Consider the following 14,799-nt stretch of genomic DNA (forward strand, 5'->3'; position numbering starts at 1 on the left):
AAATGGACAGTAAAAGTTTATCACACACGAAATGGAAATGCCAGTACCATATCGTATTTATACCAAAATATCGAAAAAAGAAATTATTCGGTCAGTTGAACTGCGATGTACGGGAGATATTAAGCACCTTATGTAAATACAAAGGAGTAGAAATTATAGAAGGAGCTGTGTGTGCCGATCATGTACATATGTGCGTGAGCATACCGCCCAAGATAAGCGTATCAAGTTTTATGGGATACTTGAAAGGGAAGAGTACGCTCATGATATATGACAGGCATCCGGAACAACAAAGTAAGTGGAATAAAGCATTTTGGGCAAGAGGGTATTACGTGGCAACAGTAGGAAATGTAACAGAGGATGCCATAAAGAAATACATCCGGGAACAGTCAGAAGAGTCCCGAAAAGAAGAAAGTAAAGGAGCCGCTTTTTAGCGGTAGCAAGTAATATATGCTTGCGACACCCGCCTTTGAGGCGAGCAGTAACAGAGCCCTTGGGGGCGTTTTTCAAACCCCCACTTGAAGTGGGGGTTGGTGATTATTATTATGAATATAAAGATGATGGGGATATAAAATATTGTTATCCGGGAACACAAGTATTAGTAAATAAATTTAATATTCATAATGGACAGCAGCTAAGTATGGTGGAAAGAGAAATTTCGATTATCAAGGCTGCTGTTTTGGTAGATGACATTACAGGTAATTTCGATCTTGCACATTTGAAAAATATCCATAAGTTTCTTTTTGAAGATATTTATGATTGGGCTGGACAGATACGGACTGTTGATATTGCAAAAGGAAATATTTTCTGCTTGGTGCAATTTATCGAAGTGCAGTTTTTAGAACTATATGAGAAGTTAAAACAAGACAATTTTTTAAAAGGAGAAAAAGATATTGAATATGTAAGCAAAAAGATATCATATTATTTGTCAGAAATAAATGTAATACACCCTTTTAGAGAGGGGAATGGGCGAGCACAGAGGATTTATTGTCAGCAGTTGTGTAAAAATACAGGGAAATTTTATCTTGATTTTTCCATGGCAAATGAGGGGAAATGTTAGAAGCGAGTGTTGAGTCATTTGTGTGTAAATATGAAAAGATGGAATTATTGATTCGTAAATGTATAAAAACTCTTGATGATTCAGAATAGCTGGAATGAGGATTGTTTGTCGATATTGTAGTCAAAAATTTATCATTGATTCAGACAAATGAAGGCAGCTTGAAGAGGGAGTAGTGCCAAGCAGTTCAAAAAAGATTTGATGTAGGATATCATTTGGAATCATTCATCTGTAGGATAGAAGTGCAATCTATCCTACAGAGCTTTTAATTGCCTGAGCGTACAATCCGGTATGCCTGGGTCATGCCAATGCGCAGCAGTTAGGTATAAGAAGATTGTACCAATTTTGTACCATTTAGAGACAAAAATATGGAGAAAAATGTAGAGTTATGTAAGGGGAATCCTCAGAGGCGGTATGTCTCTGAGGATTTTTACTATCAATTTGATTGGCATACAACCAGATTTATTAGATTATTTTCCTTTAACGATTATAATAACAATGAAGTCCGCTATCCCTTGTGGGTAGCCGATAAGTTTTGCGCTGTTTGGAATCTGGTGAGAGAAGGGAGGGGAAAGAAAAATATGAGCTTGTATAATAAAAACGGTAGAAAAATACCGGAGATTATAGCGGAAGAAAGGCTTAAAGTCCTGTTAGCAAATGCAATCGGAATCTATGCAGAAGCACATGCGGACCGTTATAACAGCAGCAGTGAATTTTTGGAATTTCTGTATGGTGATCTTGGTACTGACGAGGAAGAAATGAAAGAACTGGGTATTGACTTATCCGATATTCTGTAAGAGGTTTCGTGATGATGAAGTTGGGAAATGGGAGTAATATTATTTTGGCTTTGATGAATTAGATGTAGAAATTGAGTATAAGGCTGAATTATCAATGCTAGAGTAAAAATATGCGAATATTCATTGCCGCAAAAGTTCTGGCGGATGTGTTGTTAGGCAGTGATATCGTAAAGAGGACATCGTTTGGAATCATTTATCTGTAGGATAGAAGTGCAGTCTATCCTACAGAGATTTAATAAAATTTTTGATTTGGATTGTTGTAATCAAGTGATAAATGATAAAGAGTGATTCGTGAAAGAGTGATTATAGATGGCTCTGAGATACCACATAATTGATAAGAGCCTGTTTGGGAATCTTCCAGTCCTTCCCTTCTTTGTATCCTTTCAAATTACCTGAGCGTACAATCCGGTATGCCTGAGTCATGCCAATCCGTAGCAGTTCGGCAACTTCTTCTATCGTTAGGATATCGTCATATGGTTCAAACATTCTTATCCCTTCTTTCCTTGAAATTGTAAAGTTACTGTCATGTTCGGATACATGGCCGACAGCTTACCCTGGATATGTTTCATGCAGTCCTGCATAATCTCGGCTGTAAGGACGGAAGCCTCTGGATGGTAGCTGAACGCATTGACTCCAAAATGCAGATGTGGGGCATTGTCTTTTGAACTTTTGGATGGATAATGATAAGTCCCAGTAGGTGAATAAGAGTGTCCGCCCCGTTCCATGTCCAGACCGTATAATACCTGGTAGCCTGGGGAGAAGTATTTTGCAATCCATACAGCCATTGGTAACAGCCAGTTAAAGTCTTGATGACGTGCGAAGGTAATGCAGAAATGCCATATTTTCTGAGGGTTCTTTTGTGAGGAATAACATTCACTCAGTTTAAATTGTTCTATGATTGACAAATCCTGGTTACAGGTAAAGCCATAACCGCTGACAAATTCTTTTTGTGCGATATAGCCTAACACACGTTCATATACATCGTCATTGCTGTAATCCCCGTTAAAAACTTCTATGCGAATATCAGACATAATTTTTTATCTCCTTTCCGATAAACTGCTTAGATTTGAGTGATAATTCGTCACTGGTAAGCAGGCTGTTTATGAGTTGGTTTTCTTTTAACGAATGTTCAATCAGTTGTTCATGGGAGGGGCTCTTTTTGTCATTAAGGATTAAATCTTCTAAATAAGCTGAGGCGTTCTTACCTGCCTTTTGTGCATTTTTATTCAGCACTTCTTTTGTCCCTGAGTGGAAACGATAGTCTCCACGTTCTGTTTTCTTCATGTTTTGTAGACTCCTTTCAGATTGTATTAATTTCATGTAAATAACGGTATATTTTGTTATTTTTAATCAATAGTTATAACATAAAAGTAATGAAAAGAAGATTATATAATATATACGATATTTAGATAAAGATATATAGATATAAGGATAAGTAGTAAATAGAATAGATAATATAATATAATAGTATAAGTAGATAAAGATATTGTTGATAGTGTGCTGGTCGTCCCCCTGTATATGGGAGACGGCATTCCAACAGGTAATCAGACCATTGTGTATACAGGGAAAGCCTTATATTATGGGGCTTTCTGATTTTTCACATGAAAAAAGTGTACACACAAACAGGTCTATATGATTACCATCGGCAATTAAAAATATGTTGTTAGTTGCTGTTAAAATTTAATATTTGATAATGGATTCTGGTGAATTTTGTTTGATTATATTAACTGTTATGGATTGTGGCTAACAATATCATATCTTTTTAGTTGTTCGATTATGAATCGCAAACAGACTATTCATAATAAATTGCCGAATCCGATAAATTCGATTATATATTATAAATGTGATATCAAAAAGACCAAAGCAGAGAAGTTCCGGCCTCTTTGATTATCATTGTAAACATATTCTATATTGAATTCAGAAGTGGAGGTAATGAAGATGTTGATGAACAAAGAAAGGATAAATTGCGCACAGGAAAAAGCACAGGAAGAGCTTGATAATGGAATGCCGAGAAGCACTAGATTTTGTAGAAGTGGCAGGCAGCATTGGAGGAGATGTAGTCACTTATCGTGTCTATGACAATGGCGATATGTATGCAAGGTAACAGAAAGATTCTATACGGAGGATTGATATGAATGCAGTTGCAGGTGTCCAAATTGGACACATCCTCTGATAAGGATATGGAAGGAGAGAATGCATGGGGAAAAAGAAGAAGGTAGTTGTATGTGAATTCTGTAAAAATCGGATTGCAATCGGTGAGGGAGATTTTATCTCCTGTGAATGTGAAGAACCGGCAGTTGCGGTCAGTAATTACATGGCAACAAAAGATTATTTAAAATACAGGAGCCGGAAATTTAAGAAGCCGGGGAGACAGAAATGTGCCTGAGATATTAGAAACCGATAATGGAAACCCTAATTGGAGTGTGATAATATGAAGATTAAGGTGAAGGTCATTAATATAAATTCAGATAAAGCGCATGAGATTTCAAAATGTTTGATTGAATCCCTAATGGATGTATGATAGTATAGAAGAAAGAGAAGTATCCCGAAAAGAAAATAAAGAAGGGAAGGATATTAAAAGGTATATGAGCAGCAATGAAAGAGAGATTACCTATCATAATAAGGATGTTCTGTCTAAGATTTTAGCAGAGAACTTTAAAGATAAATCTTTGAAGGTTTATGGGATTGATGTGCCTAAGATCAAACAGATTTTGCCAACAAATCTTCCACAGATACAGGTAAATGAAATGAGGCTTGATAATCTGTTTCTTTTGGAAGATGATTCGGTTGCAATTATAGATTATGAGAGTGATGTTAAATGGGAGAATCATTTAAAGTACCTGAACTACATTGTACGAATTTTAGAAAGGTATAAAAAGGATGAGATGCCAAAGCAAATCCGTATGATTGTCATATATACAGCGGATGTAGAGAAAGCGCCTGAAGAATTTTCGGCAGGCTGTCTTACTTTAAAGATGGAGCAGGCATTTCTTAGTAAAATAGATCCCGAAACTGTACAGGAAGAGATCAGGGAGAAATTAGAGCATGGACTGCCGTTATCAGATGACGAACTGATGAAATTGATTATTTTGCCTTTGACATATAAAGGGAAAGAGAAGAAAAAGCAGGCAGTAAAAGAAGCAGTTGAACTGGCAAAGAAGATTGTGAATAAAGAGAAAAAGACATTTGTATTATCTGGGATTTTGGTGTTTGCTGATAAGATTATTGATTCTGAAACAGCAAAATATATTAAGGAGGTTGTACGTATGACGCAGGTTGCAGAATTATTATTGGAAGAAGGAAGAGAAGAAGGAAGACGTGAAGGAAGACAAGAGGGATTGATATTATCTGGAAAGATTTTCCGGGTTGTAAGCGAATGTTCTGACCTTACAAATGAGAGGATTGCAGAAGAAGTTGGCTGCAGTGTGGAGGAAGTAGAAAGTACGAGAAAAATGTTTGATATATAGTCACCAGTTATCAGAAACGCTGTCGGAGAGGATCTGGCAGCGTTTTTTGCTGCCATAATTTAATGGAGAAGATTATCGGGTGCAGGATATAACTGGTACAGGGATATTGATAATTGTCAGTACAAAGAGCTGTATGTTAGAAATAAATATGGAAGGATGGGAAAGGATATGAAAATAATAAGTTTACTGAATTTCCTGCGGCAGTATGGAGAGAGCCTTGAAAAGACCAAATGTTAGAGAAATATCACCAAGTAGTGGTAAGGGACAATGCGACACGGAAGGAGAAGCGGTATCAAAAATCAGAGAAGAATCCAAGGTGCAAGGATGAATGACAGACATCTAAGGTTTTGGGTGTCCGATTCGGACACAATTTTTTAGTATGAAAGTTAAAAATATTATTATAGGATTTCTATCAGAATGTTGATAGATGGATTTGGAACATAGGCTATTGAATAATAGATGTTTTTGGGAATTGTGAGTACATTCCCTCTTGATGTCGCTTTAGATTCTTTGAGAGTCGATTCTGTATGCCCATGTTATATAATAATAAACAAAATCAGTCAAAGTAGTGGATTGTAATGGTATATGATTCTAATGATACTTGTATAAGTGCCAGAGTAGAAAAGTGTGGATTTTTGCTATGTTTATTACAGAGGAAATCTGATAAAGGCAGTATCCATGCCATGCAGCCATAGGAAGGATAGTGGCCGTTGGAGATTTTAGGACAAAGGGAGTGAAAATGTCAGACAAGAGATAGGAGGGAGAAAATTTGGGCAAAAGAATGGCTATCTGCGAGTTCTGTAAAAATCTGGTAGAGATTGGTGACGGTGATTTTATTTGCTGCGAATGCGAAGAACCCGTAGTTGTAATCAGCAATTACAAATCAACCAATGATTATCTCAAATGTAGCAGCCGTAAATATAGGAAGGTAGGTGTAAGGAAATGTCCGTAAAGATATTGAAACCGATAATTGAAACATAAAATGAAGTATGGTAGTATAGAGAGAAAGGAAAGGCAGGTGCAGGACAATGGAGAAGGAGAACCGGGAGTACAAAGATAGTCTCTTTGTTGACCTCTTTTACCAGGATGAAACGGCAAAGAAGAATCTGCTGAGTTTATATAATGCGTTGCATGATACAAACTATGAGGATGAAACGATTATTCGGAAGGTAAAGATTGATGATGTCTTATATAAGAACTTCAAGAATGACATTTCTTGTGAGGTGAATGGGCAGGTGCTTGTTTTCGGAGAACATATGAGTACTATCAATAGAAATATGCCCTTGCGCTGCTTGATGTATGTGGGAAGGGCATATGAGCAGTTGGTAGACAGCAAGGCACGCTACAGGACGACATTGGTGAAGATACCGACCCCAGAGTTTTATGTATTTTACAATGGCGAGAAGGAACAGCCGTTAGAACAGGTATTATCTTTGTCAGACGCATTTATGAATCCGGCAGGAGAAAATTCCGTAGAATTAAAGGTGAAGGTCATTAACATTAATTCCGATAAAGCGCATGGGATTCTGGATAAATGCGGGATACTAAGGGAATATAGCCAGTTTATCAGCACGGTGAGAAAGTATTCGGATGAAGAAAGGGCCATTAAAAAGGCAATCAGGGAATGTATTGAAAAGGGGATTCTGGCAGATTATTTAAAGAGGAAAGGAAGCGAGGTGGAGAATATGTTGATTGCGGAGTATAGCTATGAGGAAGATATACAGGTGAAGCAAGAGGAAGCAAGGCAGGAAGGGATTTTGCAAGGGATACAGCAAGGAGTACAACAAGGAGTACAACAAGGCTTGATTTTATCTGGAAAGATTTTTCAGACAGTAAGGGAAATCCCGGATTTAACAAATGAGCAGATTGCAAAGAATCTTGGCTGTAGTGTGGAAGAAGTAGAAAGTACGAGAAAAATGTTTGGCATATAACTTATTATCGGTGTAAAACGCTATCGGAGTAAATCTGATGGCGTTTTTTATTTCTGTTGCTATAAAAATTGATAGGGACATGAAGCAATATACCAGATATAAATCAAGGATGGTGAGGAATAGTATGAAAACAATCAGTCTGCTAAATTTAAAGGGCGGGGTTGCGAAAAGTTTTACTTCGGTAAATATGGCTTATGAATTGTGGCGCAGGGGAAATCGGGTCTTATTGTGGGATAACGACAAGCAGGGGAATCTGAGCAAGGCATTTGAACGGTATGAGGCAGAACAGACTGCACCTGCCGCAAAGATACTAAGCGGTCATTGGCAGAATCCGGAGGAATTGATACAGGTGACAGCTTATGAAGGGATAGATATTATCACGTCGAATCTGTCATTGTTTGGTGCGGCCTGGAATCTGGTGCGAGAAGGCGGGGATGATATGACAGGGAGATACCGGAGATTTGTAAAAGCCAGTATCAACAATCAGACAGAAGATAGCATTTGTGAAAGATATGATTACTGTATCATAGACAATCCCCCGGATATTGGAATCAATGTGGTCAATGCCCTTGAGGTGACGGATGAAGTCATTGTTCCTGTGAAGATTGATGAAAATTCCTTAGTAGGGCTGGATATTGTGGCCGGGCAGATTGAGGACGCAAAAGCTCTGAATCCGTCTTTGTCACTAAAAGGCGTGCTGATAACGATTTACCAGAATACGGACGGGGAAGCAGCAGGGTTAGAATGGCTCAGGCAGGAATGGGACAATGCAGAAAGTAAGCATTACAGGCAGTATAAGGTTCTTGGCAGGATTCGGTATTCTGCAAAGGTGGCAGAAAATTCTTTTGTAAAGAAACCAATCTACGAGTACAGCCCATGCTGTGGTGCGGCGCAGGATTATAAGCATTTCGTAACCAGTTATACGGGGATAGGGAGATAATGGGGCATGGCGAAATTTGGAATTAACGATTTGATAGACATTAAGAAAAAGGAGTCCGGGTCAGAGACAGTGAATGCGTACAAGGAGATATGGCTGAACCCCAGGGATGTGAAGCCTTCGGAGAGTAATTTCTACTCTCAAGAGAACATAGAAGAACTTGCAGACAGCTTTCTTGCGGTGGGACAGCAGCAGCCGACGGTCTTGGCGAGAGTGAATGGGGAGTTCCGTATCGTAAGTGGGCATAGGAGGAACCTTGCGAATATCAAGAACCTTGAACGAGGGTATCGGGAATACGAGAAGGTGCGTTATCTTTACAAAGATATGACTCCTGCAATGCTGGAACTGTCCCTTCTGATGGGAAATGCTTTGAATCGGGAACTGACGCCATGGGAAAAGACCCAACAGGCACAGAGACTCAAAGAGGCGTTGATAAAAGCAAGGGATGAGGACAGATTGGAGATACGGGGAAAGCTGCGGGATATCGTGGCAGACCTTATGAATGAAAGCAGTTCCGGCATTGCAAGGATGGACAGTATCCACAATCATGCGGTGCCAGAGGTTCAGGAAGAATTCCGGAAAGGAACCCTGAATATCAGTGCGGCGTATGAGGCGTCGAAATTATCAGAAGAAGAACAGAAAGCCATTGCAGAGAAAGCGGCGGAAGAAGGCGGCATGAAAGCAAAGGAGGTCACAGAGAGGGCAATGAAGAACCGAGAAGGAAAAGATGGAAGAAAAAATAAGGGATTTTCAGTGGTGTCCAATTTGGACACCGATTTACAGCACCAAAACGGGAAAGAAATCCAAAGGGATGATTTTACAGGCAAAATGGAAGAAAAGCAGACCGGACAGACTGCAAAGGGCGGAAACATAAGGAAATTTAAGAAAGCGAACCGTCATCAGGAGATATTGCGGGAGTGGGGCAGGGAAAGCGTAAGCCTGACGGTCATTACAGAAGCAGTTATAGAGGCAATGCAGAAAGTGTCCAATTTGGACACCCCGGAAGAATGGTCAGACGTTGAGTGGGCGGTATTCCTCACAAGGGCGATTATGAACCGGGCGGATTGTGTAAGTGAGGAAGATTTGTATCTGCTTCACGATATTATGATACGGTGTCAGGAGGAAGTTTGAAAAGGTAAAGTCCATGTGGTGTCCAATTTGGACACCATGTATATAGGTAGAAACAGATTGCGAGATAAGAAATCACAAAGCCGGGGCAGAAATGTTCCGGCTTTGTGCTGTTTGGGAAGGGAGAAGAAATACAGATGAAAAATATGCGTTGGTACTATGTCAAGAAAAAGTACAAGTTAAAAGTGAACTTTTCTTACAACCTTCCATTTTTTATCCAGCCAATCTTTCCATCTTATTCAATTTCTGTTCATACACATTCTCGTATTCATTTGGTGATAGATATCCACAATGACTGTGGATTCTTACCGTATTATAAAATGTCTCTATGTATTCAAATACCAATTTATAGGCATGTTCATAATTTTTTATTTTAAATCGATTCAGCCATTCTCTTTTGATCAATGCATGAAAGGATTCAATACAGGCATTATCCCATGGATACGCTTTTTTCGAATAACTTCTCTTCATTCCAATGGTTGCCTCTACATACTCCCTGCACACATACTGGATCCCCCGGTCTGTATGCAGAATTAAGGGTTTCTCCACATTCCTCCTTCTTTTTGCCTTTTCTACCGCTTTTACGACATGTTTTGCTTCTAATGTATTACTTAATACCCATGAGATGATCTTTCTCGAGTACAGATCCATAATACTCGTTAAGTATACAAAGCCCTCGTAAGTCCAGATATAAGTGATATCCGAACACCAGACTGCATCCGGTTCTTCCGGATTAAATTTTTCTTTCAGAATATTTCTCAGCCTACTGCTTAGATCCGGTTCGATTGTTGTAACGGTATAAGGTTTCACGTACTGTGCTTTGATCCCCAATTCCCTCATATAATTCCCCACTGTTTTGTCTGCTATTTTTTCTCCTTCCCTGCGCAGACATTCTGCTATTTTGGGGGCTCCATAATTCTGATGGGATTCCTGATAAATCTCAACGATCCTCTCTTTTATCTGCTCCTTTCTCTTCTCCCGGGTGGAAGGGAGGCGGTTTTTCCATGCAAGGTATCCGCTTCTTGAAACACCTAAGATCCTCAGCACACCAGAGACATTCGGCCGGCGTTTCCCCTCTTCCAGAAGCTGCTCTTCATACCGGGCAGTCTCCAGGAAGAGAGCCTCTGTCATTTTCCCAGTATGCCGATTGCTTTTTTTAAGATATCTAAAGCATCTTGTGTATCACGTAGCTCTTTACGCAGGCGTGCAAGTTCCTTTGCATCATCACTCTCAAAATTCCCCCTTCCTCTGGTTGGGACTGTCCCCTCATTTGCATCATATATCTTTCTCCAGTTAGAAAGAGCTGTCTTACTAATCCCCAGATTCTTTGCACACTTAGCAATCCCAAGCTCTGGATGTTCCTTCCAATACCTTACTGCATCATTCTTAAATTCTTCTGTATATTGTGTAGCCATGTTCATTCCTCCATCTGTTCTATTATACTTTCCTGTTGGGAATTTTCCATGTCTAACTTGTACTAATTATATTCTAACACCACGTATATTGACAGAGGAACAGAAGAGATTTGCAGAACAGCACCATGTACTGGTGGAACGCTTTCTTTGGAAGAATCATTTAGAACGGTCTGAGTTTTACGATGTGGTAATCTTTGGATATCTGGAAGCAGTCCAGGAGTTTCTGGAAAAACCGGAGTTATCAAAGTATCCGTTTTCATCCATTGCGTGGAGGAAAATGAGATATAGCATGATAAACGAATATATTTACCGGAACTGCCCGAAACGAAATGCCCCTATGGGAACGTACCGGGAAGATTACGAACCTGCACTTTCAAGGGAACAGGTGTTAGAACAGATGAACCGTGTTGCCGTGGAGTTGGAACATCGGGCGCTGTTACAGCAGTTGATGTCCCATATGACGGCAAAGGAGAAGGAGGTCGTCTGTATGAGGGCGGCAGGATATACTTACCGGGAGATTGCAGAGCATTGCAACATTACCATGCGGGGAGTTTCTGCGAGGCTGATTCGGATGAGAAAAAGGTTCCGGGCATTGGCGTTGATTTGATGGACGGCATGGTTGATTCATAATTTTTTCGTAGAGGGTGTTAAAAAATGATGTTTTCAAGTATAATATTTTTAAAATCAATTTTTTCATAATTAAGGAAGATAGGAGGAGGTATGGTATGTGTCAAGTGGCGATAGAGATACCGGAAGCGGTTTTATTTGATACGCGCATGAGCAGGGAAGAAGCCTGTCAATTTGCAAAGCGGGCGGTAGCATTGGGATATTATTCCCAAAGCGGCGTATCTATTGGTTATTGTGCGCAGATTGCAGAAATGACAGAAGAGGAGTTTATCAGGTATCTGGGAAAAAATCATATTTCTATTTTCCAGTTTGACAATGAAAAAGAATTTCTGGAGGAATTGGAAAATGCGTAGAGTGATTGTAAATTCTACTCCGCTGATTATTCTTTGTAATATAGGAAAGCTGGAAATATTAAAAAAATTGTATGGGGAAATTGTTGTTCCGCAGGCGGTGTATTCAGAAGTAACAGTAAAAAAGGATTCTGCTTGTCAGCAGATTGTATCGGCGGACTGGATTCACGTAGAGCAGATAAAGAACGATTCTGATAAAAAGATGTACAAGGCTAAACTCCATGACGGGGAAGTAGAGGTGATGATTCTTGCACAGGAGAATGAAAAGGCAGATTTGGTTGTGATAGATGATAATGCGGCAAAGAAGACGGCGAAATATTTAGGGCTTACAGTTACCGGAACTGTCGGAGTGCTGTTAAAAGCGAAAACAAGCGGAGTGATTACAGAGGTCCAACCTATTTTGGAAAGCATGAAAATGAAAGGATTTTATATCAGTGAAAACATAGAACAAATGATTTTGAGACAGGCTGGAGAAAAATGAAAAGATTCTATTGGGAGCTGGAACGGAAGTGTTCTGGCTTTTTTGTTTATTAAATTCTCTGGAGGAGAGGGAGATAGGATGGAGAAAAAAGCAGAAGATAAGAGTTATGTGCCGTTTGTTAGGATAACAATGGTTAAGGAAAGAGAGCTTCCATATGCGATGGAAGAAATTGACAAGCCGGAGAAAGTTGCGGCATTTACAAGGAAGTTTCTGGCAGGGGCAGACAGGGAGCATTTGCTGGTGTTGTCCATGGATAATATAGGAAAGCTGGCGGCAATCGAGGTGGTGTCCATAGGGACGGTGAATGCGGCTCTGGCAGAGCTGAGGGAAATCTTCAAACATGCGATTCTGGCAAATGCGGCGGGGATTGTGATGGTGCATAACCATACGTCGGGAAGGTGCGTGCCGAGTGATGAAGATATGGAGATAACGAAAAGGATAGAGAAGGCGGGAAAACTCCTTGGGATACCGTTGATGGACCATATCATTGTGGGGGACGGGTATTTTAGTTTTCGGACAGAGGGCTTGCTGGAGAAGGGAAATGAAAGATAAAATGATATAATTATGTGCGAATTTTTCAGAGGGACAGGGGTGTGTCCTGTTTGCTTTGGTAGAATAGGCATGCAAAATCCGGACAAGCAGAAATAGAAATACAAAAAGAATGATGGATTCGGTATGGGAAAGGAGAATGGGAGTAGATAAGACTCCGTACAATTATATGAATGACATGATAGCAGAATTAAACCATCTTGATAAAATGATCACGGATAAAGACGGCAGGAAAGAAACAAAATTCCATGAGGAAGTTTTGAGAAATGTTCAAGAAGATTTTGGAGAGAAGGAATCCGAAAAAATAAGGGATATGGTTCTTATGGCATGTGAAATGGGAGAAGAGCGTGGATTTACGAGAGGATTCAGATACGCCTATTTCCTGTTTATGGAGTGCATTGGGGAAAGCCATCAAGAGTAAGCTGTTGATATATGGGCTGCACAGGGGAAATTGCAGAATGGTTTCATATAGAACGAACCATGTATTCTGGGATTTCGTGTGACAGCCCTTAGGAAACGACAGCATGGAATTACCGGTTATTCTATGTGGTCATTTATTTTTTCAAACAAATCCCCGATAGGGCAATGGAGAATGTTGCTTAGCAAGTCCAGATTTTCAAATCGGATGGAACTGGTCTGGTTTGTAATCATGCGGTTAAAATTCTGGTAGCTCAGATTCATCTGCTTGTAAAGCCAGTATTTGGTGTGGTTTTGTTCTTCTAAGATTTCTAGCACTCGTAAACGAACCATAGGGCGTCCTCCTTTTTAACAATTATCACCGAAAAACAAATTTTTGCATAGCTTATTTCTACGTGGCTAATGTATAAATGAATTATGCTTGAATAACTAATGTAAATATCATATAATGTGTACATGAGTACCGAATTGGGAATATATGTTTGGAAAATAGGATGAAGGAAGTGTGAAATGATAAAAGAGGGAAAGCATAGATGGAAAAGAAGAACCGGATTTTAGCGATTTTATATAGGCTCTATTCCGGAAATGAAGTTTCCGTTACAGAGCTGTCAGAAGAATACCAGGTGGCAAGAAAGAGCATATCAAGGGATATCAGTATCATCCGTTCTTTTCTGGCAGAGCACAGGGAACTGGTAGGGAATGTAGAACTGCTGTATGACAGAAAGAAACATTCCTATGTTTTGAGCGCAGGAGGGGGGATTCAGGCAAAGGAACTTCTCATCATTCTGAAAATCTTATTAGGAAGCAGGGTATTTGGGAAGGATGAATTAAGGAAAATGACTGCCAATCTGACGGTATATAGCAGCCATGCAGACCAAAAACTGTTTCGGGATTTTTGGAAAAATGAGATGGAATACTATTGTCCGGTAAATACGGAAAGCAGCCTTGATTTGTACGATACCGTGTGGCGGTTGGAGGAGTGGATAAAAGAAGGGAAGAGCCTGGAGATTACATACAAAAAATTAAATGGAAAACGGGTGGAAAGATGGATTTATCCCATAGCAGTCACGTTTTCCAGCTTCTATTTTTACCTATTGGCCTGCCGTGGGGATATGGAAAATTCGGCGGTGATTTATTACCGGATGGATAGAATCGCAGAAATCCATGAGAGAAAAGAGAGGATTCCCATTGAGATTGAAGAAAGGCGGCGTCTGGAAAAAGCAAAAGTATATAATCAAAAAATGTTTATGGGACGGCCCATGAAAATCCGTTTCCTCTATACAGGTCCGTCGGTAGAAGCCGTATTAGATAAATTCCCGACAGCAAGCGTTGTCCGCCAGCATGGAGAAGCGGCAGAGATTACGGCAATGGTAGAGTATAGCAGAGGGACGATTATGGAATTGCTGTCGCAGGGAAGGTGGGTGAAGGTGCTGGGTCCAAAGGAGTTAGTGGATGATATGCAGATAGAAATACGTGCGATGAAGGAAATGTATGGGAAAAAGCCATAGAGTAACGGCAGAAACGTGGCATGTGAATAATTATTTTTTTGAACGCATTCATTATAGAGTAATAGATGTGAAAGAGGATGGTTATATTTATCCCTACATATTGTGGAGAAGAAGTGAAAAGCAATGTAGAAAAGAAAA

General features: G+C 39.8%; 21 protein-coding genes. 15 read left to right on the forward strand and 6 right to left on the reverse strand.

All coding sequences use genetic code 11. From position 1 onward, the window contains the following. The first annotated feature begins 2 nt into the window (after positions 1 to 2). The 3 genes from tnpA (at position 3) to AC6I3O_RS09785 (ending at position 1,851) form a co-directional block, all read left to right on the forward strand. Positions 3 to 431 (forward strand): IS200/IS605 family transposase, encoded by a 429-nt coding sequence (gene tnpA / locus AC6I3O_RS09775; protein ID WP_497850724.1) that lies wholly within the window; start codon positions 3 to 5, stop codon positions 429 to 431. 35 nt (positions 432 to 466) lie between these two features. Beyond that, positions 467 to 1,057 (forward strand): Fic/DOC family protein, encoded by a 591-nt coding sequence (locus AC6I3O_RS09780; protein WP_497850725.1) that lies wholly within the window; start codon positions 467 to 469, stop codon positions 1,055 to 1,057. A 365-nt stretch (positions 1,058 to 1,422) separates the two neighbouring features. Next, entirely contained in the window at positions 1,423 to 1,851 is a 429-nt protein-coding gene (locus AC6I3O_RS09785) for a hypothetical protein (RefSeq protein WP_497850726.1), read from the forward strand. Between the two features lie 303 nt (positions 1,852 to 2,154). Here AC6I3O_RS09785 and AC6I3O_RS09790 read toward each other — a convergent pair whose 3' ends face one another. The 3 genes from AC6I3O_RS09790 to AC6I3O_RS09800 are packed head-to-tail and all read right to left on the reverse strand — an operon-like array spanning position 2,155 to position 3,135. Further along, the gene (locus tag AC6I3O_RS09790) at positions 2,155 to 2,337 is read right to left on the reverse strand and encodes a helix-turn-helix domain-containing protein (RefSeq protein WP_497850727.1); all 183 of its coding nucleotides are present in this window, start codon (positions 2,335 to 2,337) and stop codon (positions 2,155 to 2,157) included. 2 nt (positions 2,338 to 2,339) lie between these two features. Then, positions 2,340 to 2,882: a hypothetical protein gene (locus AC6I3O_RS09795; protein WP_497850728.1), complete on the reverse strand. Its 543-nt coding sequence runs from the start codon at positions 2,880 to 2,882 to the stop codon at positions 2,340 to 2,342. After that, on the reverse strand, positions 2,875 to 3,135 hold the full coding sequence (locus AC6I3O_RS09800) for a hypothetical protein (RefSeq protein WP_497850729.1): 261 nt from the start codon (positions 3,133 to 3,135) through the stop codon (positions 2,875 to 2,877). Before AC6I3O_RS09800 ends, AC6I3O_RS09795 begins: the two co-directional genes overlap by 8 nt. Before the next feature lie 913 nt (positions 3,136 to 4,048). On the opposite strand from AC6I3O_RS09800, the gene AC6I3O_RS09805 reads away from it, so the two are divergent. From AC6I3O_RS09805 to AC6I3O_RS09830, 6 genes are all read left to right on the forward strand, one after another. Next, on the forward strand, positions 4,049 to 4,237 hold the full coding sequence (locus AC6I3O_RS09805; protein WP_497850730.1) for a hypothetical protein: 189 nt from the start codon (positions 4,049 to 4,051) through the stop codon (positions 4,235 to 4,237). A 199-nt stretch (positions 4,238 to 4,436) separates the two neighbouring features. Further along, positions 4,437 to 5,318, forward strand: a complete 882-nt coding sequence (locus tag AC6I3O_RS09810; protein ID WP_497850731.1) for a hypothetical protein — start codon at positions 4,437 to 4,439, stop codon at positions 5,316 to 5,318. Positions 5,319 to 6,087: 769 nt separating this feature from the next. Next, a complete protein-coding gene (locus tag AC6I3O_RS09815; RefSeq protein WP_497850732.1) occupies positions 6,088 to 6,270 on the forward strand; it encodes a hypothetical protein in 183 nt (60 codons plus the stop codon). Positions 6,271 to 6,346: 76 nt separating this feature from the next. Further along, complete coding sequence (locus AC6I3O_RS09820) at positions 6,347 to 7,249, forward strand: RpnC/YadD family protein (RefSeq protein ID WP_497850733.1); 903 nt, start codon at positions 6,347 to 6,349, stop codon at positions 7,247 to 7,249. A gap of 124 nt (positions 7,250 to 7,373) precedes the next feature. Continuing rightward, entirely contained in the window at positions 7,374 to 8,189 is an 816-nt protein-coding gene (locus AC6I3O_RS09825) for a ParA family protein (RefSeq protein ID WP_497850734.1), read from the forward strand. Between the two features lie 6 nt (positions 8,190 to 8,195). Next, on the forward strand, positions 8,196 to 9,317 hold the full coding sequence (locus AC6I3O_RS09830; protein WP_497850735.1) for a ParB/RepB/Spo0J family partition protein: 1,122 nt from the start codon (positions 8,196 to 8,198) through the stop codon (positions 9,315 to 9,317). Positions 9,318 to 9,527: 210 nt separating this feature from the next. Here the strand turns inward: AC6I3O_RS09830 and AC6I3O_RS09835 are convergent, their stop codons facing one another. Together AC6I3O_RS09835 and AC6I3O_RS09840 are read right to left on the reverse strand one after the other, a co-directional pair. Beyond that, on the reverse strand, positions 9,528 to 10,445 hold the full coding sequence (locus tag AC6I3O_RS09835; protein ID WP_016220921.1) for an IS3 family transposase: 918 nt from the start codon (positions 10,443 to 10,445) through the stop codon (positions 9,528 to 9,530). Next, positions 10,442 to 10,729 (reverse strand): transposase, encoded by a 288-nt coding sequence (locus AC6I3O_RS09840; protein WP_016220920.1) that lies wholly within the window; start codon positions 10,727 to 10,729, stop codon positions 10,442 to 10,444. The genes AC6I3O_RS09835 and AC6I3O_RS09840 overlap by 4 nt, the downstream gene beginning before the upstream one ends. Before the next feature lie 88 nt (positions 10,730 to 10,817). On the opposite strand from AC6I3O_RS09840, the gene AC6I3O_RS09845 reads away from it, so the two are divergent. The 5 genes from AC6I3O_RS09845 to AC6I3O_RS09865 all read left to right on the forward strand — a co-directional run bounded on the left by AC6I3O_RS09845 (position 10,818) and on the right by AC6I3O_RS09865 (position 13,157). Next, a complete protein-coding gene (locus AC6I3O_RS09845) occupies positions 10,818 to 11,336 on the forward strand; it encodes a sigma-70 family RNA polymerase sigma factor (protein WP_497850736.1) in 519 nt (172 codons plus the stop codon). A gap of 118 nt (positions 11,337 to 11,454) precedes the next feature. Further along, positions 11,455 to 11,709, forward strand: a complete 255-nt coding sequence (locus tag AC6I3O_RS09850; RefSeq protein ID WP_497850737.1) for a UPF0175 family protein — start codon at positions 11,455 to 11,457, stop codon at positions 11,707 to 11,709. After that, positions 11,702 to 12,187 (forward strand): PIN domain-containing protein, encoded by a 486-nt coding sequence (locus AC6I3O_RS09855; RefSeq protein ID WP_497850738.1) that lies wholly within the window; start codon positions 11,702 to 11,704, stop codon positions 12,185 to 12,187. The genes AC6I3O_RS09850 and AC6I3O_RS09855 overlap by 8 nt, the downstream gene beginning before the upstream one ends. A gap of 78 nt (positions 12,188 to 12,265) precedes the next feature. Further along, on the forward strand, positions 12,266 to 12,739 hold the full coding sequence (locus AC6I3O_RS09860; protein WP_497850739.1) for a JAB domain-containing protein: 474 nt from the start codon (positions 12,266 to 12,268) through the stop codon (positions 12,737 to 12,739). A gap of 136 nt (positions 12,740 to 12,875) precedes the next feature. Further along, complete coding sequence (locus tag AC6I3O_RS09865; RefSeq protein ID WP_497850740.1) at positions 12,876 to 13,157, forward strand: hypothetical protein; 282 nt, start codon at positions 12,876 to 12,878, stop codon at positions 13,155 to 13,157. A gap of 116 nt (positions 13,158 to 13,273) precedes the next feature. Here the strand turns inward: AC6I3O_RS09865 and AC6I3O_RS09870 are convergent, their stop codons facing one another. Next, positions 13,274 to 13,486, reverse strand: a complete 213-nt coding sequence (locus tag AC6I3O_RS09870) for a helix-turn-helix domain-containing protein (RefSeq protein ID WP_497850741.1) — start codon at positions 13,484 to 13,486, stop codon at positions 13,274 to 13,276. Between the two features lie 200 nt (positions 13,487 to 13,686). Here AC6I3O_RS09870 and AC6I3O_RS09875 point away from each other — a divergent pair, with 200 nt between their 5' ends. Then, positions 13,687 to 14,661, forward strand: a complete 975-nt coding sequence (locus AC6I3O_RS09875) for a helix-turn-helix transcriptional regulator (RefSeq protein ID WP_497850742.1) — start codon at positions 13,687 to 13,689, stop codon at positions 14,659 to 14,661. The last annotated feature ends 138 nt before the right edge of the window (positions 14,662 to 14,799 follow it).

Source organism: Sporofaciens sp. St.21A7 (genome assembly GCF_059728535.1).

Coding starts and splice junctions, on each gene's coding strand:
- tnpA (WP_497850724.1), top strand. CDS start 3: ATGGACAGTAAAAGTTTATCACACACGAAATGGAAATGCCAGTACCAT.
- AC6I3O_RS09785 (WP_497850726.1), top strand. CDS start 1,423: ATGGAGAAAAATGTAGAGTTATGTAAGGGGAATCCTCAGAGGCGGTAT.
- AC6I3O_RS09790 (WP_497850727.1), bottom strand. CDS start 2,337: ATGTTTGAACCATATGACGATATCCTAACGATAGAAGAAGTTGCCGAA.
- AC6I3O_RS09795 (WP_497850728.1), bottom strand. CDS start 2,882: ATGTCTGATATTCGCATAGAAGTTTTTAACGGGGATTACAGCAATGAC.
- AC6I3O_RS09800 (WP_497850729.1), bottom strand. CDS start 3,135: ATGAAGAAAACAGAACGTGGAGACTATCGTTTCCACTCAGGGACAAAA.
- AC6I3O_RS09805 (WP_497850730.1), top strand. CDS start 4,049: ATGGGGAAAAAGAAGAAGGTAGTTGTATGTGAATTCTGTAAAAATCGG.
- AC6I3O_RS09810 (WP_497850731.1), top strand. CDS start 4,437: ATGAGCAGCAATGAAAGAGAGATTACCTATCATAATAAGGATGTTCTG.
- AC6I3O_RS09820 (WP_497850733.1), top strand. CDS start 6,347: ATGGAGAAGGAGAACCGGGAGTACAAAGATAGTCTCTTTGTTGACCTC.
- AC6I3O_RS09825 (WP_497850734.1), top strand. CDS start 7,374: ATGAAAACAATCAGTCTGCTAAATTTAAAGGGCGGGGTTGCGAAAAGT.
- AC6I3O_RS09830 (WP_497850735.1), top strand. CDS start 8,196: ATGGCGAAATTTGGAATTAACGATTTGATAGACATTAAGAAAAAGGAG.
- AC6I3O_RS09835 (WP_016220921.1), bottom strand. CDS start 10,445: ATGACAGAGGCTCTCTTCCTGGAGACTGCCCGGTATGAAGAGCAGCTT.
- AC6I3O_RS09840 (WP_016220920.1), bottom strand. CDS start 10,729: ATGGCTACACAATATACAGAAGAATTTAAGAATGATGCAGTAAGGTAT.
- AC6I3O_RS09850 (WP_497850737.1), top strand. CDS start 11,455: ATGTGTCAAGTGGCGATAGAGATACCGGAAGCGGTTTTATTTGATACG.
- AC6I3O_RS09855 (WP_497850738.1), top strand. CDS start 11,702: ATGCGTAGAGTGATTGTAAATTCTACTCCGCTGATTATTCTTTGTAAT.
- AC6I3O_RS09860 (WP_497850739.1), top strand. CDS start 12,266: ATGGAGAAAAAAGCAGAAGATAAGAGTTATGTGCCGTTTGTTAGGATA.
- AC6I3O_RS09865 (WP_497850740.1), top strand. CDS start 12,876: ATGGGAGTAGATAAGACTCCGTACAATTATATGAATGACATGATAGCA.
- AC6I3O_RS09870 (WP_497850741.1), bottom strand. CDS start 13,486: ATGGTTCGTTTACGAGTGCTAGAAATCTTAGAAGAACAAAACCACACC.
- AC6I3O_RS09875 (WP_497850742.1), top strand. CDS start 13,687: ATGGAAAAGAAGAACCGGATTTTAGCGATTTTATATAGGCTCTATTCC.